Origin of the sequence: Phenylobacterium conjunctum, from assembly GCF_042679085.1 — a bacterium.
GTDB lineage: Bacteria > Pseudomonadota > Alphaproteobacteria > Caulobacterales > Caulobacteraceae > Phenylobacterium > Phenylobacterium conjunctum.
The window spans coordinates 58176-83323 of sequence record NZ_JBHTLQ010000016.1; the positions used below are offsets into that span (position 1 = coordinate 58176).

26 protein-coding genes are annotated in these 25148 nt (G+C 67.0%); 11 read left to right on the forward strand and 15 right to left on the reverse strand.

Annotation, left to right across the window (positions count from 1 at the left end; all coding sequences use genetic code 11):
- The first annotated feature begins 167 nt into the window (after positions 1-167).
- Both ACFQ27_RS09195 and ACFQ27_RS09200 read left to right on the forward strand, forming a co-directional pair.
- Complete coding sequence (locus ACFQ27_RS09195) at positions 168-2153, forward strand: hypothetical protein (RefSeq protein WP_377353371.1); 1986 nt, start codon at positions 168-170, stop codon at positions 2151-2153.
- A 3-nt stretch (positions 2154-2156) separates the two neighbouring features.
- On the forward strand, positions 2157-2843 hold the full coding sequence (locus ACFQ27_RS09200) for a hypothetical protein (protein ID WP_377353372.1): 687 nt from the start codon (positions 2157-2159) through the stop codon (positions 2841-2843).
- Between the two features lie 27 nt (positions 2844-2870).
- Here ACFQ27_RS09200 and ACFQ27_RS09205 read toward each other — a convergent pair whose 3' ends face one another.
- The gene (locus ACFQ27_RS09205; RefSeq protein WP_377353373.1) at positions 2871-4583 is read right to left on the reverse strand and encodes a GIY-YIG nuclease family protein; all 1713 of its coding nucleotides are present in this window, start codon (positions 4581-4583) and stop codon (positions 2871-2873) included.
- 325 nt (positions 4584-4908) lie between these two features.
- On the opposite strand from ACFQ27_RS09205, the gene ACFQ27_RS09210 reads away from it, so the two are divergent.
- The gene (locus tag ACFQ27_RS09210) at positions 4909-6072 is read left to right on the forward strand and encodes a DegT/DnrJ/EryC1/StrS family aminotransferase (RefSeq protein ID WP_377353374.1); all 1164 of its coding nucleotides are present in this window, start codon (positions 4909-4911) and stop codon (positions 6070-6072) included.
- Between the two features lie 336 nt (positions 6073-6408).
- Here ACFQ27_RS09210 and ACFQ27_RS09215 read toward each other — a convergent pair whose 3' ends face one another.
- The 9 genes from ACFQ27_RS09215 to ACFQ27_RS09255 form a co-directional block, all read right to left on the reverse strand.
- Positions 6409-6783: a VOC family protein gene (locus ACFQ27_RS09215; protein WP_377353375.1), complete on the reverse strand. Its 375-nt coding sequence runs from the start codon at positions 6781-6783 to the stop codon at positions 6409-6411.
- 81 nt (positions 6784-6864) lie between these two features.
- A complete protein-coding gene (locus ACFQ27_RS09220) occupies positions 6865-7683 on the reverse strand; it encodes an acyl-CoA thioesterase (protein ID WP_374346813.1) in 819 nt (272 codons plus the stop codon).
- Between the two features lie 303 nt (positions 7684-7986).
- Positions 7987-8886, reverse strand: coding sequence for a hypothetical protein (locus ACFQ27_RS09225; RefSeq protein WP_374346812.1), 900 nt, complete (start codon positions 8884-8886; stop codon positions 7987-7989).
- A 35-nt stretch (positions 8887-8921) separates the two neighbouring features.
- Complete coding sequence (locus ACFQ27_RS09230) at positions 8922-9386, reverse strand: DUF1425 domain-containing protein (protein ID WP_374346811.1); 465 nt, start codon at positions 9384-9386, stop codon at positions 8922-8924.
- A 25-nt stretch (positions 9387-9411) separates the two neighbouring features.
- Positions 9412-10587, reverse strand: a complete 1176-nt coding sequence (locus ACFQ27_RS09235; RefSeq protein WP_374346810.1) for a hypothetical protein — start codon at positions 10585-10587, stop codon at positions 9412-9414.
- Positions 10588-10595: 8 nt separating this feature from the next.
- The gene (locus tag ACFQ27_RS09240) at positions 10596-11240 is read right to left on the reverse strand and encodes a hypothetical protein (protein ID WP_374346809.1); all 645 of its coding nucleotides are present in this window, start codon (positions 11238-11240) and stop codon (positions 10596-10598) included.
- A 90-nt stretch (positions 11241-11330) separates the two neighbouring features.
- Entirely contained in the window at positions 11331-11852 is a 522-nt protein-coding gene (locus ACFQ27_RS09245; RefSeq protein WP_377353376.1) for a hypothetical protein, read from the reverse strand.
- A gap of 264 nt (positions 11853-12116) precedes the next feature.
- Entirely contained in the window at positions 12117-13772 is a 1656-nt protein-coding gene (locus ACFQ27_RS09250) for an alpha/beta fold hydrolase (RefSeq protein WP_377353377.1), read from the reverse strand.
- 53 nt (positions 13773-13825) lie between these two features.
- Positions 13826-14512: a VOC family protein gene (locus ACFQ27_RS09255; protein WP_374346806.1), complete on the reverse strand. Its 687-nt coding sequence runs from the start codon at positions 14510-14512 to the stop codon at positions 13826-13828.
- Between the two features lie 111 nt (positions 14513-14623).
- Between ACFQ27_RS09255 and ACFQ27_RS09260 the strand changes: the two genes are divergently transcribed.
- The 5 genes from ACFQ27_RS09260 to ACFQ27_RS09280 all read left to right on the forward strand — a co-directional run bounded on the left by ACFQ27_RS09260 (position 14624) and on the right by ACFQ27_RS09280 (position 18534).
- The gene (locus ACFQ27_RS09260) at positions 14624-15589 is read left to right on the forward strand and encodes a quinone oxidoreductase family protein (RefSeq protein ID WP_374346805.1); all 966 of its coding nucleotides are present in this window, start codon (positions 14624-14626) and stop codon (positions 15587-15589) included.
- A 138-nt stretch (positions 15590-15727) separates the two neighbouring features.
- Positions 15728-16561: an alpha/beta fold hydrolase gene (locus tag ACFQ27_RS09265; protein WP_377353378.1), complete on the forward strand. Its 834-nt coding sequence runs from the start codon at positions 15728-15730 to the stop codon at positions 16559-16561.
- 28 nt (positions 16562-16589) lie between these two features.
- Positions 16590-17375 carry an SDR family NAD(P)-dependent oxidoreductase gene (locus ACFQ27_RS09270; protein WP_374346803.1) on the forward strand — a complete coding sequence of 262 codons (786 nt, stop codon included), beginning with the start codon at positions 16590-16592 and terminating at the stop codon, positions 17373-17375.
- Entirely contained in the window at positions 17372-17962 is a 591-nt protein-coding gene (locus ACFQ27_RS09275) for a histidine phosphatase family protein (protein ID WP_377353379.1), read from the forward strand. The genes ACFQ27_RS09270 and ACFQ27_RS09275 overlap by 4 nt, the downstream gene beginning before the upstream one ends.
- Entirely contained in the window at positions 17959-18534 is a 576-nt protein-coding gene (locus ACFQ27_RS09280; protein WP_377353380.1) for a histidine phosphatase family protein, read from the forward strand. Before ACFQ27_RS09275 ends, ACFQ27_RS09280 begins: the two co-directional genes overlap by 4 nt.
- Here the strand turns inward: ACFQ27_RS09280 and ACFQ27_RS09285 are convergent.
- Positions 18531-18713, reverse strand: coding sequence for a hypothetical protein (locus ACFQ27_RS09285; RefSeq protein WP_374346799.1), 183 nt, complete (start codon positions 18711-18713; stop codon positions 18531-18533). The two genes, ACFQ27_RS09280 and ACFQ27_RS09285, sit on opposite strands and share 4 nt — an antisense overlap.
- 163 nt (positions 18714-18876) lie before the next feature.
- Between ACFQ27_RS09285 and ACFQ27_RS09290 the strand changes: the two genes are divergently transcribed.
- Positions 18877-19623, forward strand: a complete 747-nt coding sequence (locus ACFQ27_RS09290) for a YebC/PmpR family DNA-binding transcriptional regulator (RefSeq protein WP_374346798.1) — start codon at positions 18877-18879, stop codon at positions 19621-19623.
- Between the two features lie 275 nt (positions 19624-19898).
- Here ACFQ27_RS09290 and ACFQ27_RS09295 read toward each other — a convergent pair whose 3' ends face one another.
- Positions 19899-20789, reverse strand: a complete 891-nt coding sequence (locus tag ACFQ27_RS09295) for a LysR substrate-binding domain-containing protein (RefSeq protein ID WP_377353381.1) — start codon at positions 20787-20789, stop codon at positions 19899-19901.
- Between the two features lie 135 nt (positions 20790-20924).
- On the opposite strand from ACFQ27_RS09295, the gene ACFQ27_RS09300 reads away from it, so the two are divergent.
- Positions 20925-22328: a cytochrome P450 gene (locus tag ACFQ27_RS09300; protein ID WP_374346796.1), complete on the forward strand. Its 1404-nt coding sequence runs from the start codon at positions 20925-20927 to the stop codon at positions 22326-22328.
- Positions 22329-22338: 10 nt separating this feature from the next.
- Here ACFQ27_RS09300 and ACFQ27_RS09305 read toward each other — a convergent pair whose 3' ends face one another.
- Positions 22339-22791, reverse strand: coding sequence for an HtaA domain-containing protein (locus ACFQ27_RS09305; protein ID WP_377353382.1), 453 nt, complete (start codon positions 22789-22791; stop codon positions 22339-22341).
- Positions 22792-22841: 50 nt separating this feature from the next.
- Here ACFQ27_RS09305 and ACFQ27_RS09310 point away from each other — a divergent pair, with 50 nt between their 5' ends.
- Entirely contained in the window at positions 22842-23507 is a 666-nt protein-coding gene (locus ACFQ27_RS09310; protein WP_377353383.1) for an SOS response-associated peptidase family protein, read from the forward strand.
- 84 nt (positions 23508-23591) lie between these two features.
- Here ACFQ27_RS09310 and ACFQ27_RS09315 read toward each other — a convergent pair whose 3' ends face one another.
- Both ACFQ27_RS09315 and ACFQ27_RS09320 read right to left on the reverse strand, forming a co-directional pair.
- Entirely contained in the window at positions 23592-24212 is a 621-nt protein-coding gene (locus ACFQ27_RS09315) for a hypothetical protein (protein WP_377353384.1), read from the reverse strand.
- Positions 24209-24871: a hypothetical protein gene (locus ACFQ27_RS09320; RefSeq protein ID WP_377353385.1), complete on the reverse strand. Its 663-nt coding sequence runs from the start codon at positions 24869-24871 to the stop codon at positions 24209-24211. The genes ACFQ27_RS09315 and ACFQ27_RS09320 overlap by 4 nt, the downstream gene beginning before the upstream one ends.
- Positions 24872-25148 lie beyond the last annotated feature (277 nt).

Sequence of the window (25148 nt, forward strand, 5' to 3'; positions counted from 1 at the left end):
GCGGGAGCTTTACAACCGTCCCGAGCCTCAGCACCGTAGCGTGGATTCTGCAGGGCCCAGCTGTGCCAACTCTTACACCCAACATCGAAAATCGGGTCCGGAAGCTACCCAAGCCTTCCAACGCCACGCAGGGCTTACAGCCCCTTTTTGAGGCGGTGAGCAACGCTATGTTCGCGATCGAGGATCGCCTTGGTGGCAAGGCGTCTGGGGGGCGGATCGATATTCGGGTCACTAACCGTTCCGACCCGGAACGGATCGAAGTGGTTGTAAGCGACAGTGGGATTGGGCTGGATTCCAAGCGCTACGACGCCTTTTGCGAGATCGATACCGACTTCAAGCGGTCCCGCGGCGGCAAGGGCGTCGGCCGACTCTTCTGGCTTGATGCGTTCTCGACCATTCGAGTGGAAAGCACCTACCACCGCGACGGCGCATCGTTGCAACGCGCATTCGACTTCCTGCTCAACAACCGCGAACAGGTCATGCCCCGCTTCGAGGATGTCGAGGCCGCGAGCGCAGACTGCGGCACCACCATCACCTTTAAGGGCCTGCGCACGAAGGAGTACGCGGACACTTTCCCGCGCCGGTCGGATACGTTCCTTCGCTACTTCAGCGCGCATTTCATCGCCGACTTCCTAGTCGGCAGCGGTCCAACCATCTTCATTGATCTGGATGGCGAGCTGACCGAATACCCCAAGGCCGTAGCTGAGCTGACTGTCGGCAATCCACTTGAGACGACATTTGACCATTCGGAATTCGGCACGCTCAAGATTGTGGGCTTCACCTGCCTCGCCGAGGCCAGCACCGGTCTGGAGGGGCGTCATCAGCTTCACCTCCTAGCCAACGACCGCACGGTAGAAACCCGCAAGGTTGATAACCTGCTCGGCGTCGAAAACCTGGAACGGAATGGGCAATCCGACCTCGTCTTCCACGGTTGTGTGTCGGGCGAGTATCTCGATCTTCGCGTAAACGAAGGCCGGACGGCGTTCAATCTGCCGGAACGGACGCTGAAAGACATCAGCCGCGCGTGCATGGAGATCGTCAAGGAACGGCTTCTGCCCGACCAGGTCGCCAAGTTCGTCAAAGATCGCCACCAGAGCTATGTGTCGTTCGTCGAGCGGTATCCCACCTTCGGCTTCGATGCAGACGAATTGCAGCTGAGGCGCGTGCCATTCCACGCGACCAGCGCCGAGGATTTTGCGTCCGGTCTGATCAAGTACCAAATTCGCCGCGAAGAGACCCGGCAGAGCTCCTTGCAGGCGTTGATCGACGCCTTGGACCTCGATCAGGTGCCGATTAATCTAGAGGCAACGGTCGAGAGTGCCGCTAAGGAGATTCAAGCCTCCGAACAGCTCGCACTGGCGCAGCATGTCGTCCGCCGCAAACTGTCCCTCGAACTCCTGGATAGGCTGATCAAGCGTATCCGCGCCCGGGACGGCAAGGAGGACGACTATCATCTTGAGAGTACCCTCCATGCCTTCATCGTCCCGATGCGCGTCAGGGGCGACGACGGGGCCGAATTGAAGAGCCGCGCCCACGATCTGTGGGTCGTCGATGAAAGGCTGGCCTTCACGCGCGCCTTTTCTTCCGACAAGCGTCTGGATGCGATCCTGGCCGAGGGCGGTACGCGCGATCGCCCCGATCTCTTGGTTTGGGATCTGGCATACGGGCTCGGCGTGACGGACGCCGACAATCCTGACTCGGTCGATGTGTCAGAACCTCTCCGCACTGTGATGGTTGTTGAGTTCAAGAAGCCGGGCCGCACGGTCTATGCCAAGGCCGAGGACAACATCGAACAGCAGATCACCAAATACCTGGCGCAGCTAAAAGGCGGAGAAATCGAGAGCTTCGATCGGGCGCGCGTCCGGGTCGCCGACGACTGCATCTTCTACTGCTACGTGGTGGCCGACATCCGCGGCGATCTCGAGCAGCAGCTGTCGAGCTGGGAAACAACGTCGAACGGTCAGGGTCGGATCAGGCAGTTGCGCGGCTTCTACCGCGGGCAAATCGAAGTCATCCAGTGGCAAGACCTCATCAACGATGCCTGGCTGCGCAATCGGGCGACCTTGCACGCCGCCGGTCTAAGCCGAAATCGTCCCACGCCGCTGAAACCCAAGGCAGAGCCGCCGCCATCTGACGACGACGCCGAGGACTGAGCAGTGAACGAAGAACTGCGCGAAATTCCCGACCGCATTCTGAGGATGGCGCTCGCCGCCCTTACGCAAGCCAATATGCATGCCGCCTTCATGGACCCAGAGAGCACGCACTGGCCGCTGATGTCGGTGCTGAACGCTGCTCATGCCGGCGAGCTATTCCTCAAGGCGATCATCGCCACCGAGCACCCGCTACTGATCTTCAAAGACCTGCCCAATCTGGATGTTCCAGGGGCCGACGAGCTCAGTTTGGAAACGCTTCTGATACGGGGGCGCACCCATGAATTCGAGAAGCTGCCACAGGTTCTTTGGGCGACGTCTGGAATCAGGATCCCAAACCCGGACCTCTACGAGCGTCTCCGCCGCGCCCGCAATGCGATCCAGCACTTCTGCCCGCCGCATGAGGGCGATCTAGGCGGCCTTTCACTGGAGTTCATCTACCAGATTATCGACCCGTTGATTTTCGATCGCTTCGGTCTCTACGCCATCGAGTATCACGAGGATCACAGCATCGGGTACGACCACCTCGTGGGCACCCTGCTCCGCCGCGAGCTCCGCTTCACGGTCCCAGAAGACTTTGATCTCACCGAAATCCAAATCCACGACGAGATCCAAAGCGCTGGGGCGTCGTACCGTAAGTGGATTGCGGAGGCTCTGAGGGCGGTCGGTAAGGAGGCGCTGTTGAGGCCTTAGAGGTGGCGGGGCAACAACGTCTTGAGGTCATTCGGCGATCAAAAAGGGCTGCACTATGCGCTCGACGACGGCGCGGAGCTCTTTGTATTTGATCTGGAAAAACTCCCGTCGTCCGCTCAGTCGGTGGGACTTCAAGGCCTCGTGAATCAGGCGCTCGACGGTGAGCGGCTGGGTGACGCGCCAGTCTTCGACCACAAGAAACTGGTCGGGCTGACCGGTGCTCGACGACAGCTCGTTTGCACGATCGTCCGAGGAGCGCGTGGTCATGCCGATCTTGAAGACGTCGCGGGCATGGGCCGCGGATCGCAGGGTGTAGATCCACCCAGCCGGGGCACCGCCAACTCCAAGATCGATGATATCGACCGCAAGATCGCCTTCCCGCTCAAGAATAGGCGATTCCATCCAGGTCAGGTCCTTTGTCACCCACGTTCTGCCGTGCATGACATTGTCGTGCTTGTCGGTGCCAACGGTGTCGGGCTCCAAAGTCTTCCAATAGCCCGATGTCTCTCTTTGCAACCCGCTACGCCTTAGGCGCGCTGCGATCTCTCGGTTCAGGGGCGCGGTGGAGATGGTCAAGACGTCCCGATAGAGAGGGCGGTGGACGCGTTCCAATTCGTTGATCGGGGTGGAAACTCGAAGCGGGACCTTATCGGTGCGCAGCCGCGTGGGGTGACGTTCCACCCTGACATCGTCTGTGGCGGCGTCGAAATAGCCAGGCAGCCCGCAAAGTTGGACGGTCAGTTCGATGACATCGCCATACTGCGCCAACCTCGCGTCGTTCGATGCCTTGTGCTGATCCAAGTTGTCGGGATCAACCAGTCGTATGTCGTCGTAGACGTCGGGGTCATCGTGGGTGGTGAAGAACGCGTCTGCGCGCTCCTGCAGCACATAGGTTGCATGGCGTTTGCGCGTGTGGACGTCGATATGCATCATCACGAGCAACGGTGATCGGGTCGCATCGCCGAAGAACGGCTCGGGTGTCAGGTCTTCGTTCTCGCGATCTTCGAGCAGGAATTCCTTGCCCGGCAAGACGTGGCTAGGGCCGGTGGGATCCGATTTCGACACGTCTGCCGGCTCGCCAAAAGACGCGCAGACCGACAGCATCGCCCCCTGCCTGACGAGCGCCACACCGCCAAAGAGCAGATGGCTCAGTCCCGGAAGCTGGACACCGGATGGGCTGCCCAGCTGGTTAAACTCATAAACCTTGAGCTCATCGAGCCTCGCTAAGCCATCCCAATCCAGTTCGACGCCGGGAGTCGTAAGGTGGTCGAGATACTGCGACAGCGCGAAGGCATGCATCACCTCCGGCAGCAAGACGAACAACATCGCCGTCTCGTCCGGCTCGATGAACGCCTGCATGACATTGAAGGAAAGGGGCTGCTCCGCCCCGTAGGACTTCAATGTTCGATTGTTGTACTCGGCAAGAAAATATCTCAGGTAGTTGTCGACATAGCCGTCGACGCCGTTCGCCCGATAGGCGTTGATCAGGCCCAGGGTCCGGCGGCTTTGTCTCTTGAATTCGGGCGTGTGTCGCACGCGCTCGTATTGCGCTCTGGCCCGCGAATCATCCGGCCGGACCGTGGCGGCAGCCATGAACGTCATTAGGCGGGCCAGACGGGCGCGGGCGTGATCGGAAGGCATGGCCCCCATCAAGTCGAGTGGCTGAGCAGAACTTAAACCTGAACTTAGCATGCGCCTTGAGTCAGGAAACGGTGCCTCACTGGCCGCGCTCTCGTCCATCGCCGAACTTCTGACGTCCTGCCGCCGTCCCGACGGCGCGAAGCTCGCGCGCCAACACAAGGCGTTGGATGTTTGGTCGAGGCAGAGCGTGCCCTCTAAAACCAGCCCGTTCGAAACTCGCCCTAGAGCTCGAACTGCACGAACGGGCCCGCGCTTCCCCTATGCTCAACCCTCCCTATCCGTGAGCGGGCCTTTCGAGGGCCAGCGAGAGCCCATAGCAGACGCCCCGAGCCCCTCTGAAACCTCCCGAAAACAACCGTGTTTGGCCCCTTCGTCCGGCGCATGGCATATGGCGCGCCGTTTCGAACAGGATCACTCTCCCCGCATGCCCATTCCGTTCATCGACCTTCAGGCCCAGCGCGCCCGTCTCGGACAGCCGCTGGAGGACGCTATCCTCAAGGTCGTGCGTTCCGGCGCCTACATCATGGGCCCGGAGATCGCCCAGTTCGAAAAGGCGCTGGGGGAGTTCGGCCAGGCGCCGTTCGTGCTGTCCTGCGGCTCGGGCACCGAGGCGCTGCAGCTGCCGCTGATGGCGTGGGGCGTGGGGCCGGGGGATGCGGTGTTCTGCCCGTCCTTCACCTTCGCGGCCACGGCCGAGGTTATGCCGCTGGTCGGCGCCTCGCCGGTGTTCGTCGACATCCTGGAAGACACCTACAACCTCGACCCCGCCAAGCTGGACGCGGCCATCGAGGCGGTGAAGGCCGAGGGCAAGCTGGTCCCCAAGGCGATCATCGCCGTCGACCTGTTCGGCCAGCCGGCCGCCTATCCGGCCATTTCGCTGGTGGCCAAGAAGCACGGCCTGAAGCTGATCGCCGATAGCGCCCAAGGCTTCGGCTGCACGCTCAACGGCCATCACCCGATCCACTGGGCCGATGTGGCCACCACCAGCTTCTTCCCGGCCAAGCCGCTGGGCTGCTACGGCGACGGCGGGGCGGTCCTGTCCAAGGACGCGGCCTTCCACGACCTCTTGGTGAGCTTGCGGGTGCACGGCCAGGCGGTGAAGGGCGACCTGGAGGGCCGGACCTTCGAGCACGACCCGCGCTATCTGAACATGCGCGTGGGCATGAACAGCCGGATGGACACGATCCAGGCCGCGGTGCTGTTGCAGAAGCTGACCATCTTCGCCGACGAGATCGAGGCCCGGAACCGGGTGGCCGCGCGCTATGCGGCGGGGCTGTCGGACGTGGTGCGCACGCCCACCGTCATCGAGGGCGGGGTCTCGGTCTGGGCCCAGTACACCATCGAGACCGACGACCGCGACGGGCTGATCGCCCACCTGAAGGCCGCCGAGGTGCCGACCGCGGTCTACTACCCGATCCCGATCCACAAGCAGGCGCCCTATGCGGCCTATCCGACGCCGGGCGGCCTGCCGGTGACCGAGGCCAAGGCCGGCAAGGTGATGAGCCTGCCGATGCACCCGTACCTCACCGAGGATCACCAGGATCAGGTGATCGCGGCGATCCGCGGCTATGTGCTGAAGAACGCCTGAGGCGCGCACCTCGTCACCGCAAGACCTGGTCTTGGGTGACCTTGCGCCGCCGAGCCCGGCCAAACCTCAGCTTGGAACCACAAAGGGCACGAAGGGAAGCAAAGGACACAAAGGCGCGCTGCGCGCGCAATCCTATCCTGATGCTCCCTTGTCAGGATCTGGCCCCCTTCGTGTCCTTCGTGCCCTTTGTGCCCTTCGTGTTGAAATAGGGCCTCGCCGCTGGCGAGGCGGCAGGAACAGGCCCACAGAAAGCCTCAACACATTGAATTTAATAAAAAACACCCCGCCGTTTCCAGCGGGGTGCGGAACCACTTCACTAAGCGCCTAAATCTCGGATCACATCCGGTGCAGGGCGCAGAGCTTGTTGCCGTCCGGATCGCGCAGGTAGGCCAGATACATCTTGCCGGTGGCGCCTTCGCGCACGCCCGGCGGATCCTCGCAGGTGGTCCCGCCGGCTTCCAGGCCCGCGGCGTGCCAGGCGTCGGCCTGGGCCGCGTCCTTGCAGGCGAAGCCGATGGTGCCGCCGTTGGCGAAGGTCGCGGGCTCGCCGTTGATCGGCAGCGAGACCGAGAAGACGCCGGTCGGCGTCATGTAGAAGATCCGGTGGCCGTCGACGCGGGCCGGCGGCACGCCCAGCGTGCCCAGCACCTTGTCATAGAAGCCTTTGGCGCGGTCCAGGTCGTTGGTGCCGATCATGATGTGCGAGAACATGCGTTTCCCCTCTATCGGGCCATCCGAATCCGGCCCGTCCGAGCTCTATTCTGCGACGGTGACGCGCACGTCACCAAACGCCTATTTGAACCAGCAGAGCTGTTCGGTGGTCGCCAACAGCAGACCGTCCCGGCTCCAGAGGGTTCCGGCCTGGTCGAAGAAGCCGGCCTCGAACCGGCGGGCGCGGGCCTGGGCCAGGACGAAGTCGCCGCCCACCGCGGCCAGCTCCTGCGGCGTCGCGTGGAAGTACACGGTCATCGAGACGGTGGAGACCGGACGGCGCTCGGCGCTGCGGTAGAAGACGCGTGGCGCGAAGACGTCGGCCAGGGCCGCCAAGAGCGGATAGTCCAGCGGCCGCGCCTGGGCGTCGCGGACCCAGGTGAAGGTCTCGGTGGATCCGCCCTCGGACTGGAAGGGGATCGCGCCCGGCAGATAGCGGCTCTCGAACATGGCGCCGAAGGCCAGGCCTGCGCGCCGCTCCGGGGGGTTAAGGCTCTCCGGCGGCGCGACCTGCGGGAACTCCGCTTCGTGCGCGGTCAGGGTGTCGCGGCGGTGGCCCAGCGTCACCATCGCCATGGCGGCGGAAGCGTCGTTCTGGATCAGCTCCGAGGTCCAGAACTCCATGGACCGTCCCTGGCGCGCCGGACGGGTCATCAGGGCCAGGGGCGCGGTCTCGTCCAGGCCGCCCATCAGGTTGATGGTCATGGCCACGGGCGTGCCGTTGTGGTCGGCCTCGGCCAGCACGGCCTTGAGCAGCAGCGCCGCGGTCCAGCCGCCCCAGGGGCCGATGGCGTTCCAGTAGCGCTTGTCCGCCTGGCTGGCCCAGGCGCGGGGCCCGAGCGGCGACAAGGGGAGCGCGGCGTCGAAGTCCGCGAGGGGCGCTCCGGAAAGGTCGTCCATGGAAAGGGTCTCAGTCACTACACGGGGAGGAAGCTTGGCTGAATGCGTCACGCGGGGCGCCCGCGCAAGCCTGTCGCGGCGTCGCAGCTGAAAAGCGCGGGCGCGGCCAAGGGGGTGGGAGGCCGCGCCCGCATCCGCGGCGCCGGGCTGGGAGGCGGCGCGGAAGGCTGGAACTGGCGTGGGGAGCTCCTAAAAGGAGCCCCCCTTTGGAAACCCGGCCGATAACTCCCCCAAGCTCAGCCGTTCTGGGTCACGCCGAGGCGCGGACCACGGGCGGCTTCCGGCGCCCGATCAGGGACCGGCTCAGCGGAGCCGGCTCATGGTGTCGAAGGCGATCTGGGCGCCGACCAGCTGGGGCGTGGCCCGGACGGTCTCGGTGCGCTTCTCGAAGCCCGCGCCGTTCACCGCCACCCACTTGGCCTGGCCCTTGGGCGGGGCGCCGGTGGTGACGAACTGGGCCTTCACGGTGGAGGTCGGCAGGTGCGTGACCTTGACCGTGAAGCTGACCCCGGTCGGCGAGGTGGCGTCGGGATCCGGCAGCACCTCCATCAGGTACTGGACGCCCTGGCCCATGGCCAAGGTCTCCAGGTACTGGATGTCCAGGCGGTCTTCCTTGGTCTTGCCGGTGGAGACCTTGCGCATCAGGGCCTCGCGGCTGACGATCTTCGCGCCGGCCGAGATCAGGGTCGAGGAGATCGCCGACTCCACGCCGTGCCCGTAGGTCGGGTCGGCGATGGCGTAGCGGCTGTCGGTGGACCGCTCCTGGTACTGACGGCTCTCGGTGGCGACCATGGCGGCCGAGGACCGGCTGCCCGCGCCATAGCGGACGCTCTCGCCCGCCGCCGCGCCGTAACCGCCCACCGCATAGCCGCCGGCGCCCGCCACCGACGCCGCGTCGCTGCGGGCCGCGCCGATGGCCGCCGAGCTCTGCACGTTGTCGTACATCGTCGTGGCGTCCTCGATCAGCTCGCGGTTCCAGAACAACAGGATCGAGGGTCGGCCGGCGGCGGCGTACCACCGGGCGAAGCCGGCGGAGGCCTGGGAGTTGGCCGCGTCAGGCGCGGCGACCGGCGCAGGCGCGTTCACGGCGGGCATGCCGTCGCGATAGGTCACGCCGGGCGCCTCCGGGCGCATCTGGGCCAGGGCCGGACTCGCCGCGGCGAGGGCGACGACAGCGGCGGCGAGGGTGCGGACAGTCGGCATCTGGGCCTCCGTAAGCTTTCCAGTCCGAAAGCGCCCTATTGGGCGCCGCGGACCTCGACGTAGTACTGGGCGGAGTTCAGGCGGGTGGAGCTCTGCTCGAAGGTCACCATGGCCTGGGGCTGGACGAACAGGCGGGTCCAGGACTGGGCCGCGTCGGTCGGGATGCCGGCGGTGTCGTACCAGGAGGCGCGCACCTCGATCGGGATCGCCACGTCGGTCTTGTTGCGGATCTGGACGGTGATCTTCTTGAAGCCGGTGGGGGTCTCCGACAGGTAGGCGCCTTCCACGTCCAGCAGGCTGTCGACCTTGGTCTTGGACAGGTTCTTGTAGCGCGCCAGGGTCGCGTCGATGACCCGCACGGTGTTCAGGGTCGGGCGCACGTCGTTCTGGTTGTCGATGCGCACGCCGCCTTCCGGCGCCGGGGTCTCACAGGCGCTCAGGGCCGCGCCGCCGGCCACGACGGCCAGGGCGATCATCAGGGGCTTGAAGGACTTGGTCATCTTGGGCGTTTCCGTTTCTTGATTGTCAGTGGGCGCGCACGAGGCACAGCTGCTTGCGGTTGGCGTCGACCTCGCAGCGGAAGGGCTTGTCCGCGCCCTCGACCGGCACGCCGGCCTTCAGGAAGCGGGCGGACAGGTCCATCGGCTTGCCGCCCGAGGCGAAGGTGAGCACGTGGATGGTGTCCGGCAGGGAGCTCCAGGTCCGCACGTCGGCCTGGGGCTTGGTCGAGGACGAGACGATCAGCAGCACGCCGGAGAAGGCCCCCACCGCCGCCACCGCCCCGCCATAGTCGCCGCCGGCGCTGAAGGCGCTGCTGCTGGAGGCGAGAGCCACGGAGGTGTCGGCCAGGAACGAGCCCACCCCGCCAGTCGTCGCCTTGAACTGGGCCTTGCCGGCCAGGATCTTGTCGATCTCGCGCCCGCCGCGGGTGGAGGCCTGGTAGTAGAGGTCCTCCATGGGATAGGCCTGGATGGCGGCCGCGCCGCGCATCACCTGCACCTGGTTCTCCAGGATCGGCTTGCCCCGGCGATAGACGAAATAGGAGTGGCTCGCGCCATCCCCCAGCTTGCGGGGCGCCTGGCCGGTCTCGGCCAGGACCAGGGTGTCGTCCTTCTCGCCGAAGCCGCCGAAGTCCGGACGCAGCTTCTTCAGCTGCTCCATCGTCTCCTGCGCCAGGTCGTCGTCGCCGTTCACATGGCTGGCCCAGGCGTCCAGGTAGAGCAGCAGGGCGAAGTCGGAGCGGTTCTGGTCTTCCTCGGCGAAGGCGTCCTGCATCAGGCCGCGACGGAAGGCGGCGCGAGCGTTCTCGTAGTCGGCGTCGTGGAGATAGATCAGGCCCCGATAGAGGAAGGCCATGGCGCGCTCATAGGGCTCGCCTTTGAAGTCCTTGGACCCTTCGTCGTACCAGAGCTTGCGGGCCTTGGCCGCCGTCTCGCTGCCGGCGAACACTGCGTCGATCCGCAGGATGGCGTCGTCCAGCGCCGGCTTGGCCGTCGCATAGTCGCCCTTCCAGAAGGCCCGCGCCCCGATCTCCATCTGGTTCAGCACCCGATTGGTCGGCGGGTCCGACGTCAGCCGCTTCTGGAACTCCTCCGGCCCCGCATCATAGGGGACCGGCGCCGGAGGCGGTGGCGGCGCGGCATGGGCGGCGCTGGCGGCGCCGAGAAGCGCCGCCGCGGCGAGGGCGGAAAGCGTCTTCATCCCCGGCCCTAGCGATAGACCACGTCGTCGCGGTTCTCTTTCTTGAACTCGTACAGGTTCGACCAGATGATCTCGCCGTACTCCATGTCGAGCAGCTCGAAGGTGTACTGCGAAAAGCGCGAGGTCACGCCGGTCTTGGTGTCGATGGCGTCGCGGGTGCCGATCCGGCCGACCAGGCGATAGTCCGCCCCGGCCTGGGCGCGGGTGCGGCCCGTGGTGCCGACATCGACCTTGCCCGAGTCCTTCAGGTCGCGTTCTTCCTCAACAGCGGCGGCGTATTCGCGGCCGATGAAGCGCATGCGGCCCTGGGCGGCGCGGATCAGGTTGACCCGGATGCGGTCGGTGATCAGGGCCTTGTCAATGATCTCGGAGCTCTCGTTCCGGAAGTACTTCGGATCGACGATGATCCGCGGCGGGGTCGGCCGGTTCATCAGTTCCGGGACATTGAGCAGGTCGCGCACCATGGCGTCGCTCATGCCGACGATGTCCTGGCTCTCGGTGCCCACGCCCTTCACGCCATCCGGCGAGGTCGTGTCCTTGTAGACGGTGGCCGAGGCCTGGGGCTTCAGCTTCTTGCCGGCGGCCAGGGCCGGATGCGCCGCGCTGACGGCCAGGAGCACGGCGCAGGCCGTGGTGACAGACTTCATAGACATGGAGACGCCCCCTCTGGGGCGGACCCGCTCTCCTCGGGCCCGCTTAAGGATGGCCCCGGCGCAGGCGACAGCCGGCCGGGGCGGATGGTGTTACTGGACGCCAGCCGAGGCGGCCTGAAGGGCCGGCAGGTAGGCGGTCTGGAACTCCGGATAGATCGCGTAGGTCGCGTCCAGGATCTTCTGGTAGTCCGGGTTCGACGAGTAGTTCACGTACATGAACAGGGCCATGTCGTTCAGCGAGTTGAAGCTGAGGTCGGTGGACGAACGAATGAAGGCTTCGCCGCCGATGGCGCTCAGCGCCGCCTGGCGACCCAGGGCTTCGCCGGCCTTCTTGCCCAGGAAGCCGCCCACGAACGGGACCTGCTCCATGGCCTTCTGGCCCGCATAATTGCCGGCCATCGAGCCGATCTGGCCGGCGGCCTTGACCTGCATCGACTTGGTCACCCAGCCGGCGGTGACGCCGTCAGAGGTGAAGGGCGAGGCGTACTTGCCGGTGGTCCCTTCGATCGGGGTCGGAGCCTTCAGGCTGGTCGGCGCGGCGATCTTGGGCGCGCCCCAGGCGGTCAGCATCAGCGCGCTCAGCGCGACGGCGGGAACGAAAATCTTTTTCAATGCAGTGGCCCCCCGGCCGAAAAGAATGGTCAAGCGTCGTGGCCCCGGGGGAGGTTCGTGCGCACGCCGATCGCCGGCTCGGGCCAGCTTGGACGGGGCGCTTGGACGACCCCTGGGGGTGGGTCTCCGTAAGCTTGTCTGTTGTGGCGGGATGTCGCAGCCGACGCATGATGCAAACGGACTATGCGCCCGTCAGGGGCGCGATAGCCGAAAGTGGAAGCCGGTTTCGGCGGCCATCGCGCTCCAACTCTTTTGAAGCCGACCTCAATTGGCCAGGTCCTCGAACACCGCTTCCCAGCAGCGCAGGGCCAGGAGGTGTCCCATACCGGGGAACACCCGGACCTCGGCGGGTAGGTCGCCGGCGAAATCCAGCAAGGCCTGCAGCGGGGCGAACTGGTCCTCCTCGCCGTGCCAGATCCTCAGCGGCGCCGTAAGCCCCGCCAGGGTCATGTTGCGCGCCCGCCGGAACGCGACGATCTCGTCCGCGGCGCCCCGCGGGGTTCTGTCCAGGGCCTCGCCCACATAGGCGGCGACATAGTCCACCGCCTCCGGATGGGCGGCCAGCCAGGCCTGATCGCCCGGCGAGTGCTTGATCGAGTGGCGCATGAAGCGGCTGACCAGGTTGGGCGACAGCCGCAGGCGAAGGATCGCATAGAGGGTCTCGGTGACCCACGGGTGGTCCTCGATCCGGATACGGAACAGGTTGACCGGGTCGAGGGCGCCGCCGCGACGGGCGGGGCGGGGCGGACGCCCGGACAGGATCAGCACCCCACGCGCTTCGTCCCCAAGCCGGATGGCGGTCTGCAGGGCCGAGGGCGCGCCCGACAGCATGCCCACAATCGTCGGCTGGCGCAGGCCGATGCGGCCGCAGAGCTCCACCACGTCCAGGGCGACCGCATCAAAGCTGTAGTCCGGATGCGGGTCTGAACGGCCGAACCCCGGCCGGTCAACGCACACCACCCTCATCCCCAGGCTCAGTGCCTTCTCCTGCGCGCCCGGCGGCAGCAGGGACGAGCCCAGGCCCTCATGGAACATCAGCACGGCCCGACCGTCCGTCGCGCCGTAGTCGCGATAGGTCAGGCGTCGGCCATCGCCGAGGATCAGCTCACGGATCGGCGGCGCGACCGGGCTGAACGACGCCGGCGCGGGCTCCATCATTCCGGCGACCTGAGCCAGTTCCGCCAGGGTTCGGACCAGATCGCTCTGCCGGGTCAGGCCCATCTTGTCGAAGATGGCGCGCAGCTGGTTGCGCACCGTGTTGATGCTGACCGACAGCTCGTCGGCCGCGTCCTTCAGGCTGCGGCCGTCCTTCAGCTTGCGGGCCAGCCGGGACTCGGCCGGGGTCAGGCCGAAGCTCTCGCGCAGGCTCGCCCAAAGGCGACCCGTCTCCTCGGACGGGGGGAAGACCAGGGCCAGGGCGTCATCCGCCACCCCCACAGCCTGCGGCAGGTTGGGGGCCGGGACCAGATAGGCGAAGCAGGGGCCCAGGGCCTCGTCTCGCTCCAGGCGCAGGATCACCTGACTGCCCGGCTGGGTGCGGCTGCGGGCGATGGCTTTGTCGAGGGCGAAGCCGTTCTCCGCCTGGGCGAACACCAGGGCGCCGTCCGGGGCGATCGTCCCCAGCCCGGCCTCGATCACCGCGCGGGCGCCGGCGCTGATCTGGGCCACCTTGCGGCGGGCGGTCAGCACCAGCCAGGCGGGCGTGTCAGGCTGGCGGTCGGCGCGCTCCAGCAGGCGGGCGATCTCCTGGCTCTGGGCCAGGCCGGCGCGCACGGCCGGGGGCGCCTCGTCCATGGGTTCGGCGTCAGCCAGGGCTTCGATCAGTTGATCCCAGCGCTCGGGATCAGCGGCGATCTGATGCATCGCCTCGATGACCAGGGCGATGCTGTCGCCAGCCTCGCCATCCGTACGCTTGGGCATTGGGGGAACACTACGCGGGGGAACAACTGCCCCGACTGTAAACAGGATGTCGATTAAGCCAATGACCCAGTGATTGAAGCGCGCTGGGAAAGCTCGATCCAGTTGCCGTCGGGATCGCGCACCATTGAGATTCGCGCCGTGGTTCCAAGCGTGGTCGGCGGCATGGCCTCGCGCCCGCCGGCCTCCAGGACCCGGGCATGCTCCGCATCGACCTTGAACACCTGGAAGGTGATGTAGCGCCAGCCCTTGCCCTGGAACCCCGCATCCGCCGGCGCCTCTGGGTCTTGCGTAAGGATCAGCAGGGTCTCGCCCGCCCGGAAGGCCCCACCCTCGTCCCGCGGCTCCTCCGCCAGGCCTAGGGCGCGGACGTAGAAGTCCCGGTGAGCCGCCAGGTCGCGGACGCCCAGGCGCACGCCGATCTGGGTGACTCCCTCATGGCCAGGCGGAACCAGGCTGACCCGGTTGCCGTCCGGGTCGACCAGGCTGACCGGCGCGTCCAGGCCGGGCCGGGCGACCAGCAGTTCCAGATAGCCGCTGGGCGGGGTGTCAGGCAGCGGGGCGGCGTGGTGGTTGATCTTCAGGACCGAGCCCAGCGCATCGTGGCGGTGCTGGTCCTGGCCGCGCCGGATCGGCAGCAGATGATCGAAGGGTATGCCCGCTTCGCCCTGCCAGAAGGCCAGCATGGGTTCGAGATCGTTGGTCGACAGGCCGATGTCGACCCTGGGCTTGGCCAGGTCCATGCCGCTTCCTCCCCTAAGGTCAGCGTGTTCAGTTTTCTTGGGCTTGCCCCGCGGCGATGGGCGTGACAAGCCAGAATTCGAACATTTGTTTGATTGATTGGGAGGACGAAGATGAAAGCGGCTGTCTATTACGAGAACGGCGGTCCCGAGGTCCTGAAGTACGAGGACGTCCCAGACCCGCAACTGCATCCCAAGGGCGTGATCATCAAGGTCGAGGCCATCGCCATCGAGGGCGGTGACACCCTGAACCGCTGGCGCGGTCCCCTGATGACCAATCCGCATGTGGTCGGCTACCAGGCCGCCGGCGAGATCATCGCCGTGGGCGAAGAGGTCACCCACCTGAAGGTCGGCCAGAAGGTCGCCACCGTGAACAACTGGGGCAGCCACGCCGCCCTGCGCTCGGTCCCGGCCCGCAACTGCTGGCCCGTGCCGGACGGCTATGACATCGCCAAGGCCGCCGCGATCCCGGTGACCTTCGGCACCGCCCATGACTGCCTGTTCGAGTACGGCCGCATGAAGGCGGGTGAAGTGGTCCTGGTCCAGGCCGGCGCTTCGGGCGTGGGCGTGGCGGCGATCCAGCTGGCCCGCCGGGCCGGCGCCTCGATGATCCTGGCCACCGCCTCGTCGGACGAGCGCCTGGAAAAGCTGAAGCCGCTCGGCCTCACCCATGGGATCAACTACAGCACCCATGATGTGGCCACCGAAGTCATGCGCCTGACCGACAAGAAGGGCGCCAATGTGATCGTCGATTCCGTCGGCGGCCCGACCCTGCAGGGCTCGATCAACAGCCTGGCCTATCGCGGCCGCGTCTCGATGGTCGGCGCCGCCGGCCGCGAGCCGATGGTGGTGGATGTGGGCTCGATGATGGGCGGCAACCGCTCCCTGTCCGGCGTCTTCCTTGGCGCCGAGATCATGACGGATCGCGTGCACGACATGATCCAGGGCCTGATCGATGATGCGGCCAAGGGCGAGCTGGAAGTGGTCATCGACCGCAAGTTCCCGCTGGCCGAGGCCGCCGACGCCCACGCCTATATCGAAAGCCGCGCCGCCGTCGGCCGCGTGGTGCTCGTCCCGTAAGCCATCTGTCACCGGATGCGCCGCGCAAGCGGCGTGTCCGGGACCCAGATGCGCGGACTCCTTCGGAAAGACCTGAGTGTATGGGTCCCGGCCTTCCGCTACGCTCCAGCCGGGATGACAATAAAAAGGGAGGTCACCATGCCCAGGGCCCGCAACGGCGCCGTCGAACTTGAATACGAAGTGTTCGGGGACGCGCCTGAGACGATCCTGCTGATCAATGGCCTGGGCTCGCAGATGACCCGTTGGCCGGAAGCCTTCTGCGGCAAGCTCGTCGCCGCCGGCTATCGCGCCGTCCGGTTCGACAACCGCGACACCGGTCTGTCCACCTGGTTCAAGGCCGGCGACACCTACGCCCTCTCCGACATGGCCGCCGACGCCATCGCCGTGCTCGACGCCATGGGCGCAGGCCGCGCCCATGTGGCCGGGGTGTCCATGGGCGGGATGATCACCCAGGCGGTGGCGATCAATCACCCCGACCGCGTCGCCTCCATCACCTCGATCATGTCGGCCTCCGGCGCGCCAGGCACCCTCACCCCCTCGCCCGAGGCTGGCGCGACCCTGACCGCGACGCCACCCGATCCGAACGCCGACCTCGAAGCCTATCTCGACCACGCGGTCCGCCACGCCGGCATCATCGGCAGCCCCGGCTATCCGTGGCCGGAGGGCGGCCTTCGCGCCCGCGCCCTGGCCGAGTTCCAGCGCGCCTGGAACCCCACCGGCTCTCAGCGCCAGATGCTGGCCATTCGCGGCGACGGCGATCGCACCGAGCGGCTGGGCAAGCTGACCATCCCCGCCGTCGTGCTGCACGGCGCCGATGATCCGCTGGTGCCCCTGGTCGGCGGTCAATCCACCGCCGCGGCCATCCCCGGCGCGGAACTGCGGGTCATCCCCGGCATGGGCCACGACCTGCCGCCCGCTCTGTTCGACATCGTCGCCGACGCCATTCTGGCGGCCGCCGCGCGCGCCCGCTGACCCAAAGCTTACGAGAAGGAAGACCATCATGGGACGTCTGAGCGGCCGCACGGCCATCATCACCGGCGCGGGCTCCGGCATCGGCCGCGCCAGCGCGATCCTGTTCGCCCGCGAAGGCGCCAGCCTGGTCATCGCCGACAAGATGGACACCGTGCACGAGACCGCCCAGATGGTCCGCGACGCCGGCGCCCGCGTGGTCTCAGAGGCCGGCGACGCTGGCGACGAAGGCTTCGTCGAGACCCTGGTCGCCACGGCGGTCAAGGAGTTCGGCGGGCTGGACGTCGCCTGGGCCAACGCCGGCATCTCGGGCGGCTGGACCGGCTTTGACGAACAAGACGCCGCCTTCTGGGCTGAGATCCTGCGTGTGAATCTGATCGGCGCCTTCCTGCTCACCAAGTTCGCCAGCCGGGTGATGATCCCCAAGGGCAAGGGCTCGATCATCCTCACGGCCTCGGTGGCCGGCATCCGCTCCGGCGCCGGCGGCTCGCCCTATTCCGCCTCCAAGGCCGGCGTGGTCAGCCTGGCCCAGACCTCGGCCAACGAGTTCTACGGCACCGGCGTGCGCGTGAACGCCATCGCGCCTGGCCTGATCGAGACCGGCATGACCAAGCCGATCTTCGACGGCGCCCGGGCCCGCGGCAACGAGGACAAGATCGGCCAGCTGAACCCGATGACCCGCTACGGCGTGCCGTCGGAAATCGCCCACGCCGCCCTGTTCCTGGCCTCGGACGATGCGTCCTATGTCAACGGCCAGGTCATCGCGGTCGACGGCGGCCTGTCGAGCTCGCACCCGGTCGTGCGCCGCAAGCGGTGATCTACCTCCTTCGCCACGGTCAGACCGACTACAACGCCGAGGGGCGGCTCCAGGGCCAACTGGAGTCGACCCTGACCGCCCTGGGCGAGGCCCAGGTGCGGGCGATGGCGCAGGTGCTGAAGGCGGAGATCGCGGACGTCTCGGGCTGGCGCATCCTCGCCAGCCCCCTGCGCCGCACCCGCCAGAGCGCGGCGATCGTCTCCGACGTCCTGGGCCTGCCGGTCGAGATCGCTCCGCCCCTGATCGAGGTGGGATGCGGCGCGTGGGAGGGACGCCTCTACGCCGATGTCCGCGCCGAGACCCCTGAGGACTTCAACGCCCGCGACTGGTTCTTCCGCGCCCCGGGCGGCGAACGGTTCGAGGACATGACCGCCCGTATCGATCCCTGGCTGGCCACCTTGCCGCCGGAGCCGGAGCGCCGCCTGATCCTGGTGGCTCACGGCATTTCCGGTGTGATGGTGCGCCGCGCCTATCTGGGGCTGACCCGCGAACAGGCCTTTGAGCTCGACACACCCCAGGACGCCCTGTTCCGGCTGTCGGGCGGGGCCATGACCCGGCTGACCTGTCCGCCGGTGACCGCCCCTTGATCTATCTCGTCCGCCACGGCCAGACCGCCTTCAACGCCGAGGGTCGGCTGCAGGGCCACGTCGATTCCCCGCTCACCGAGCTGGGCCGCGCCCAGGCCGCCCAGGCCGGCGCCGCGCTCAAGCGCCTGACCGGCGGGGGCGAGGGCTGGCGGATCATCTCCAGCCCGCTCGGCCGGGCCCGCGACACCGCCGAGGCGATCCGCGCCGCGCTGGGGACGCCGGACCTCGAGATCGACGCCCGCCTGATCGAACTGAGCTGGGGCGACTGGGACGGCGGCCTGCGCGCCGACCTGAAGGCGCGCCATCCCGAAGCCTTCGGCGAAACCGGCTGGGCCTTCACCGCCCCCATCGGCGAGGCCTACGACGCCGCTCAAGCCCGCCTGCGCGACTGGCTCTCAACCCTGCCCCCGGAGCCCGAGCGCCGGATCATCGCCGTCAGCCACGGCGTCGCCGGCCGCCTGCTACGCGGGGTCTATGCCGGCCTGTCGAAGCCCGAAACCCTGGCCCAACAAGTGCCCCAGGACGCCTGCTTCCGCCTGAGCGGCGGGGCGATCGAACGGTTGGCCTACTAGTCCCGCTGCAGGTGGCGCGCGACGGTGACGACGGCCACGACGCTCAGCGCGCCCAGGGTGAAGGCGCCGATCAGGGCGGCGGCTTCGCGGGGCGAGACGATGGGCTTCTTCACCCACGGGGCGGGCCGGCCATCCAGCACGTCGCCGCGGATCTCATCGGGGAAATCGGTCAAGTTCATCCTCACTCCCAATCGGGCGGGGCCAGTCTAAGCCCCACACCCTGAACAACGCCTTGACCTGGGTCGTGCTGTCTCCCCCTTCAAGACAGCGGTCCAAGCTGGCGTTCGACGACGCCTAGAGTTAGAAGCCCCGTCTGTCCAAAAAAAGCCAGTACGAGCGAACATGGCCGGCCACTCGAAATTCAAGAACATCATGCACCGCAAGGGTCGCGCCGACTCCGTGCGGTCCAAGCTGTTCTCCAAGCTCTCGCGCGAAATCACCGTCGCGGCCAAGACGGGGATGCCCGATCCGGCCATGAACCCGCGCCTGCGCCTGGCGGTGAACAACGCCAAGGCCGAGTCCATGCCCAAGGACAACATCGAGCGGGCGATCAAGAAGGCCATCGGCGGCGACGCCGACACCTATGACGAAATCCGCTACGAGGGCTTCGGTCCGGGCGGCGTCGGCGTGATCGTCGAGGTCCTGACCGACAACCGCAACCGCGCCGCGGCCAATGTCCGCTCGATCTTCTCCAAGCATGGCGGCAACCTGGGCGAAACCGGCTCGGTCTCCTTCATGTGGGACCGCATGGGCGAGATCGTCTATCCGGCCGCCATCGGCTCCGAGGACAAGGTGATGGAAGCGGCCATCGAGGCCGGCGCCGAGGATGTGGAGTCCGACGAGGAGACCCACACCGTCTTCACCGCCTTTGACGCCTTGAACGAGGTGGCGCAGGCCCTGGAGACCGCGCTGGGCGAGGCCAAGAGCACCAAGATCATCTGGAAGCCCAAGGCCCTGACCCCGGTGAGCGGCGATGCGGTGGCCACTCTGATGAAGATGATCGACGCCCTGGAAGACGACGACGACGTCCAGAACGTCTATGGCAACTACGACATCTCCGACGAGGATCTGGAGAAGTACGCGGGCTAAGCGCCTGGGGTCGTACTCAGGGGGTCTGGCAAAGTCCGGCTGCATCCGTTTCCTTCTCCCCTTGTGGGAGAAGGTGTCAGCGAAGCTGACGGATGAGGGGTCGCGCCGCCCTGGCCCGTCATCTCCCAGAACGCCAGACTCGAGAGGCTTGAGAGCCCCCTCATCCGACCCTGCTCCGCAGGGCCACCTTCTCCCGCAAGGGGAGAAGGACGCGTCAGGTCGCTCTGAGGACGCTCAATGGGGTGCGAGCCCAGGCGGTCCGGATTCCAGGGGGCCTAAGTCCCGGGCGGCTTCGGCGCCTTGGCGGCCTCGGCCAGGAGCCAGTGGCGGAAAGCCGCGACGACCGGCTTGTCCGCCCCTTCCGGCGTGATCAGGAAGAACCGCGCGGGATTGGGCGCAAAGCCCAGCGGCGCGGTCAACCGGCCGGCGGCGATGTCGCCGGCGACGTAGATCCACGGCGTCAGGCCGACGCCCAGCCCCGCGGCGGCCGCTTCCAGCACATAGAAGATATGCTCGAACTCCTGCACCTGGGGCGCGGGCGGCAGGCTGACGCCGGAATGGGCTTCCCATTCCGCCCAGGCGGTCTGCCGGGTGCCGGTGGTCAGGCGCGGCACGCCCTCAAGGCCCGTCGGTCCGCCGCCCACCAGATGCGGGGCCAGCACCGGGCCATGGAAGTTGTCCAGGAAGGGCGTCGCCTCGACGCCTAAGGCCGGAACATGCTCGGCGATGCGGATGGCGGCGTCGAACCGCTCCCGGGCGAAGTCCACGGGCGCATAGCTTTCCGTCACCCGCACGCGGGCCTCCGGATGGGCGGCGTGGAAGGCCGGCAGGCGCGGGATCAGCCAGCGGATCGCCAGGGTGCCGACGCAGGACAGGTGCAGCTCGTTGGCCTGGGCCGCCTTCAGGTCCGCCACCGTGCGGGCCAGGCCGTCAAAGGCGGCCCGGGCTGTGGCGGCCAGTCGCTCGCCCTCCGCGGTCAGGCGCAGGCGGTGTCGCGGCCCCTCGGTGAGGGTCAGGCCAAGGGCGGTCTCCAGGCTGCGGATCTGGCGGCTGACGGCGCCATGGGTGACGCAAAGCTCGTCGGCGGCCAAAGTCATCCGGCCGAGCCTGGCGAAGGCCTCGAAGGCGCGCAGGGCGGTCAGGGGCGGCAGGATGCGGCGGTCCATCTCGGACCTCCTGTGACTTCAGCTCACAAGAAAACCACGGTTATATCGTTTGGCGCGCGCGTGCAAATTCGACATCGTCCGCGTGCGCCGGCGGCGACGCCCCGGCTCCAGGACGCCGAAAAGAGCCAAAGCCCCATGACGGATCTCGCCCTCCCGCGCGCGCCTGCGCGCCGGCCCGAACCCGCGCACTTCCGCCCTGCGGCGCCTGTGGAGACGGACCACTGGCCCACCATGTGGGACATGTTCATGGGCGAGACGGCGCGCAATCCGCTGGTCGGCTGGCCGAAGGAGACCTTCGACATCCTCAACCGCAAGAACCGGATCCTGAACCTGACCTATGTGGGGATCAGCGATCCGGAGGGGATCAAGCGGGTCTTCCTGGACAACGCCGCCAACTATCCCAAGCCGGGCCTCGTGCGCCGGATGCTGGCCCCGGCGATCGGCGAGGGCCTGTTCAGCGCCGAGGGTGAACTGTGGCGCGACCAGCGGCGCCTGGCCGCCCCGGTTTTCACGCCGACGGCCCTGTCACAGTTTGAGGCGGTGTTCGCCCGCGTCGCCGAGCGCACGGGAGACCGCTGGGCGCAAGGCGCCGGTGACCCTGTGGACGTGGCCGCCGAAGCCACCCGGACCACGTTTGAGATCATCAATGAGGCCCTGTTCTCCGGCGAGGTGGGCTTAGAGTTCGAGCGCGACGCCGGCGACATCGACGCGGTGATCGCCGCCGCCGCGGAGTACCGGATCGGCGTCCTGTTCGGCGCGCCCTGGCTCGACCAGAGCCGGATCCAGCGGCGCGGCGCGGCGGCGCGCAAGCGGCTGTTGGGCAAGCTGGCCGGCTTCATTGAACAGCGGCAGTCGGCGCGGGGCGAGGCTCAGGACTTCATGACCCGCCTGCTGGACGCCTTCGCCGAGCGCTATGAGCCCAAGGTCGCCGCCAAGCTCGCCCTGGACAACGCCGCCACCTTCTTCGTCGCCGGCCACGAGACCACGGCCAACGGGCTGGCCTGGGCGCTCTACTTGCTCAGCCGCGACCGCCAGGCCCAGGCCTGGGCGCGGGAAGAGTCGGCCGCCGCCTGGGCCTCGTCATCCAATCCCGCCGAGGTGCTGGAGAAGCTCCCCTACCTGCGCATGGTCTGGGAGGAGACGCTTAGGCTCTATCCCCCGGTGCCGCGCATCGACCGTGAGGCCCTGGCCGACGACGAGGTCTGCGGCATTCCGGTGAAGAAGGGCGAAATGATCAGCGTCTGGCCCTGGGTGGTGCACCGCCACCGCAAGCTCTGGGATCGCCCGGAGCTGTTCAATCCCGAGAACTTCGATCCCGAGGCCAAGGCGGGCCGCCACCGCTTCCAGTACATCCCGTTCGGCGCGGGCCCGCGCATCTGCATCGGCATGGCCTTCGCTAACGCCGAGGCCCTGATCGTGCTCTCCCACTGGCTGTCGCGGTTCAGCTTCCGCCCCGTGGTCGGCCACGAGGTCTTCCCCTACGCCCACGCCACCCTGAAGCCGCTGGGGGGCCTGCCGTTGATCGTAGAGCGGGCCTAGCGAGGCCTGATCAGGCGAGCTTCACCGGGTCGACCGCGGTGTTCAGGGGGTAGTGCGCGCCCAACAGGTAGACGCCGTCCACGGACAGCTTGGTCGGGATGCCGTCCGGACCGGCGGCGGCCAGGTCGAGCTTGACCACCTCGATGCGGAAATTGCGCTTGGGGCTGTCGGCCACCGTGAGCGTCGCGCCGGCCTCGGTGACCTCCAGGATCGGGTCGGCCAGGAAGACCTTCAGCATCCCGCCGTGGCTGTCGAACTTGACCTCGCCTTGGAACACGCCACGGCCCGTGAGCGCGCCGTCGGCGGCCAGCTCCAGGGTGCTCTCGGCCGTCGCGGGAAAGATGAAGGCGCCGTCGGCGTCGCGGGTCGCGCCCTCGGCGGCCTCTGTCACCCCGCCGGTCATCTCCACATAGCCGCGAAAGCTCTGCTTCACGCCCCAGGTCAGGCTGGTCACCCGCGCCATCTCGTCTCCCCCACGCTCCAGGGCTCGCAACAAGCCAGCCCACGCCGGGAATGGCTAGAGGTAATCGGCTGGACGCCGCCGGCAAGCGGGCCTTCAATGGGGCCATGTGCAACGAATTCGCCCGCACCAAGTCCCTGGACGAGCTGATCGCCGAGTTCGGGGCCTTCTCCCCGCCGCCGGCCTTCGAATGGGAGGGCGGCGCCACCCCCAATGACCTGGACGGCAAGGCCAGCATCCGTATCCGCGACACCGCCGCGGTGGTCCGCTGGACGGGCGAGCGGCTGGTCGGGTCCATGACCACCTGGGCCTGGCCGGGGCCGAAGGGGCCACCGGTGTTCAACTTCCGCTCCGATGGCCGGGACTTCTCCCGGTCGGACCGGGTGCTCGTCCCGGCGACCGGCTTCTATGAGTACACGACGCCTGCGCTGCCCAAGGTGAAGCTGAAGGACCAGCATCTGTTCACGCGCGCCGACGGCGGCTGGTTCTGGATCGCCGCGGTGGTCCAGCAAGGCTGCTTCAGCCTGCTGACCGCCCCGCCCCAGAGCGACGTCGCCCCCTATCACGACCGCCAGATCATCACCTTCGGCCCCCAGGCGGGCCATGACTGGCTGCGCGGACCAGGCTCAGCGCCGCTTTCCGCCGAAGCCGCCGGAACCTTCAAGGTCGAGACCCTGCGCCGAGACGGGATGATGCTGGGCCAGGACCTGTTCGGCTAGCCGGGGTCCCAGATCACGGGGCGGGCACGCGAACCTCGACGCCTCCGCCTTCGAGGCGGGCGACGACTTCTGCAACAGCACAGGTTAGGCCGGCCCTTTGAGGCCCGGCATCTGAGCCTTCGCGGCAATCCTGGCCTCAAGCCAAGCGCTCGCCCTTGCGATGGCCTCCAAGGATTTGGGCGGCGCCAGCCTGGGCGCCGGGGTCCTTAGAACCTCTCGAGCGGCCTCAAGGTCCCCTAAGCGATAGAAGCATATCATGTACGTAATGAGCCACGTCGGGTTGAAAGCTCGGTAGGTCGGCGGATCTGTCCGGGCTCGCCAAGGGGCGACGACCTGTTCCGGGGTCTGAAAGGTCTCGAACCAGGGCAGGCCGAATGTGAGCAGCTTGTCGACCAAGTCCTGAGCCCCGTTGGGGGTGTCCTGCATCCAGAAACCCTGGCGCCCGTTCACGAGCACGCCCAGGTCTTCATCGAGATATCCGCCCCAGGCAAGGTCATCGGGAAGGTGAAAGATTGACCGGTAGACGCGCTGCGTCTCGAGGTCCTTCATCGAGAGTGTAACATGGACGCCTCCAAGCCAGCTCGAGTACCGATTCACACACTCCCACCGATCCCCACGAATGCGGATCCAGTCATCTGCATCTCTGTCGAACCCAAGTGGCTTGAGGGCCTTATCGATGACACGAGCGTAGTTGATGCGCGTCATAGAAAATTCTTGGGCTGATAGTACAGGGTTCGGACCTTAACTCCGCCCTGCGCCTGATACTGTTTGACTTGGCGGGCCGCCGCCGCCCGGCCAGAGGGCGTATTAGGCTTGATCTCAATGTACTTGATCTTCGGCGGCTGCGCCTGGCCCGTCACCCGTTGAGGGGGTTTGATATCTGGCCGAAGCCTGCTCCCCTCGAGCGTCTGCTCCACCTCCCAGCCCTTCGCCTTCGCCATGTCCCTGTAGGTGTCGTGCGCCCTTCGTCCGGCGCGGGTGGCCCAGTTGTCTCCAACGCGGAGGTGCGGCATCCGCTCGGTGAGAACATGCGGGCCGGAATTAAGCGGGATGGGCGCATAGCGCGCCGCCAGGGTCCCCACGCCTTCGGCCAACAGGACCGCGCCCGCGGGCGCCAGGGCCGGAATGGACAACCACCAGTTCTCGTCAGAACTCTTGCGGCGCGCCTGATCGTACGCCGCCTGCTGCTTGCGAAAATCGGCCTTCTCAGAAGCAGACATCTGCGGGGTTGCCCCGAAGTACTGCTCATAAGCGTTATTGTATGCGGCCTGCTTCTGCGCTTCGCGGTCAGCGGTAGGCGTCGTGTACCAAGTCGTGAGTTCCTGACCCTTCAGGCGTGCAGGGTCGGTCTGCCGTGCAGGCATGCGGAAGGCTCCAGTGCAAATGGCTGGTGGCGCTGGGCGGCGCGGGAACAGACTGTGGTTCAGTCGGGTTTGGGCGACCGCCACGGACTACGCGGCGGAGCTTCAGCATGCCTGAACTCAACCCAGAGTCAAGAACATTTGAAGAACATCTTGGTTCAGCCAGCAAAAAGCCCCGCGGGCAGGAGCCAGCGGGGCTTTTGGATCTTTGGGTGCGGGGACAGGATTTGAACCTGTGACCTTCAGGTTATGAGCCTGACGAGCTACCGGGCTGCTCCAC

Excerpts from the sequence above, each read along its gene's own strand:
- ACFQ27_RS09195 (WP_377353371.1), top strand. The coding sequence starts at position 168 with ATGTTCGCGATCGAGGATCGCCTTGGTGGCAAGGCGTCTGGGGGGCGG.
- ACFQ27_RS09205 (WP_377353373.1), bottom strand. The coding sequence starts at position 4,583 with ATGGACGAGAGCGCGGCCAGTGAGGCACCGTTTCCTGACTCAAGGCGC.
- ACFQ27_RS09210 (WP_377353374.1), top strand. The coding sequence starts at position 4,909 with ATGCCCATTCCGTTCATCGACCTTCAGGCCCAGCGCGCCCGTCTCGGA.
- ACFQ27_RS09215 (WP_377353375.1), bottom strand. The coding sequence starts at position 6,783 with ATGTTCTCGCACATCATGATCGGCACCAACGACCTGGACCGCGCCAAA.
- ACFQ27_RS09220 (WP_374346813.1), bottom strand. The coding sequence starts at position 7,683 with ATGGACGACCTTTCCGGAGCGCCCCTCGCGGACTTCGACGCCGCGCTC.
- ACFQ27_RS09225 (WP_374346812.1), bottom strand. The coding sequence starts at position 8,886 with ATGCCGACTGTCCGCACCCTCGCCGCCGCTGTCGTCGCCCTCGCCGCG.
- ACFQ27_RS09230 (WP_374346811.1), bottom strand. The coding sequence starts at position 9,386 with ATGACCAAGTCCTTCAAGCCCCTGATGATCGCCCTGGCCGTCGTGGCC.
- ACFQ27_RS09235 (WP_374346810.1), bottom strand. The coding sequence starts at position 10,587 with ATGAAGACGCTTTCCGCCCTCGCCGCGGCGGCGCTTCTCGGCGCCGCC.
- ACFQ27_RS09240 (WP_374346809.1), bottom strand. The coding sequence starts at position 11,240 with ATGTCTATGAAGTCTGTCACCACGGCCTGCGCCGTGCTCCTGGCCGTC.
- ACFQ27_RS09250 (WP_377353377.1), bottom strand. The coding sequence starts at position 13,772 with ATGCCCAAGCGTACGGATGGCGAGGCTGGCGACAGCATCGCCCTGGTC.
- ACFQ27_RS09255 (WP_374346806.1), bottom strand. The coding sequence starts at position 14,512 with ATGGACCTGGCCAAGCCCAGGGTCGACATCGGCCTGTCGACCAACGAT.
- ACFQ27_RS09260 (WP_374346805.1), top strand. The coding sequence starts at position 14,624 with ATGAAAGCGGCTGTCTATTACGAGAACGGCGGTCCCGAGGTCCTGAAG.
- ACFQ27_RS09265 (WP_377353378.1), top strand. The coding sequence starts at position 15,728 with ATGCCCAGGGCCCGCAACGGCGCCGTCGAACTTGAATACGAAGTGTTC.
- ACFQ27_RS09270 (WP_374346803.1), top strand. The coding sequence starts at position 16,590 with ATGGGACGTCTGAGCGGCCGCACGGCCATCATCACCGGCGCGGGCTCC.
- ACFQ27_RS09285 (WP_374346799.1), bottom strand. The coding sequence starts at position 18,713 with ATGAACTTGACCGATTTCCCCGATGAGATCCGCGGCGACGTGCTGGAT.
- ACFQ27_RS09290 (WP_374346798.1), top strand. The coding sequence starts at position 18,877 with ATGGCCGGCCACTCGAAATTCAAGAACATCATGCACCGCAAGGGTCGC.
- ACFQ27_RS09295 (WP_377353381.1), bottom strand. The coding sequence starts at position 20,789 with ATGGACCGCCGCATCCTGCCGCCCCTGACCGCCCTGCGCGCCTTCGAG.
- ACFQ27_RS09300 (WP_374346796.1), top strand. The coding sequence starts at position 20,925 with ATGACGGATCTCGCCCTCCCGCGCGCGCCTGCGCGCCGGCCCGAACCC.
- ACFQ27_RS09305 (WP_377353382.1), bottom strand. The coding sequence starts at position 22,791 with ATGGCGCGGGTGACCAGCCTGACCTGGGGCGTGAAGCAGAGCTTTCGC.
- ACFQ27_RS09310 (WP_377353383.1), top strand. The coding sequence starts at position 22,842 with ATGGCTAGAGGTAATCGGCTGGACGCCGCCGGCAAGCGGGCCTTCAAT.
- ACFQ27_RS09315 (WP_377353384.1), bottom strand. The coding sequence starts at position 24,212 with ATGACGCGCATCAACTACGCTCGTGTCATCGATAAGGCCCTCAAGCCA.
- ACFQ27_RS09320 (WP_377353385.1), bottom strand. The coding sequence starts at position 24,871 with ATGCCTGCACGGCAGACCGACCCTGCACGCCTGAAGGGTCAGGAACTC.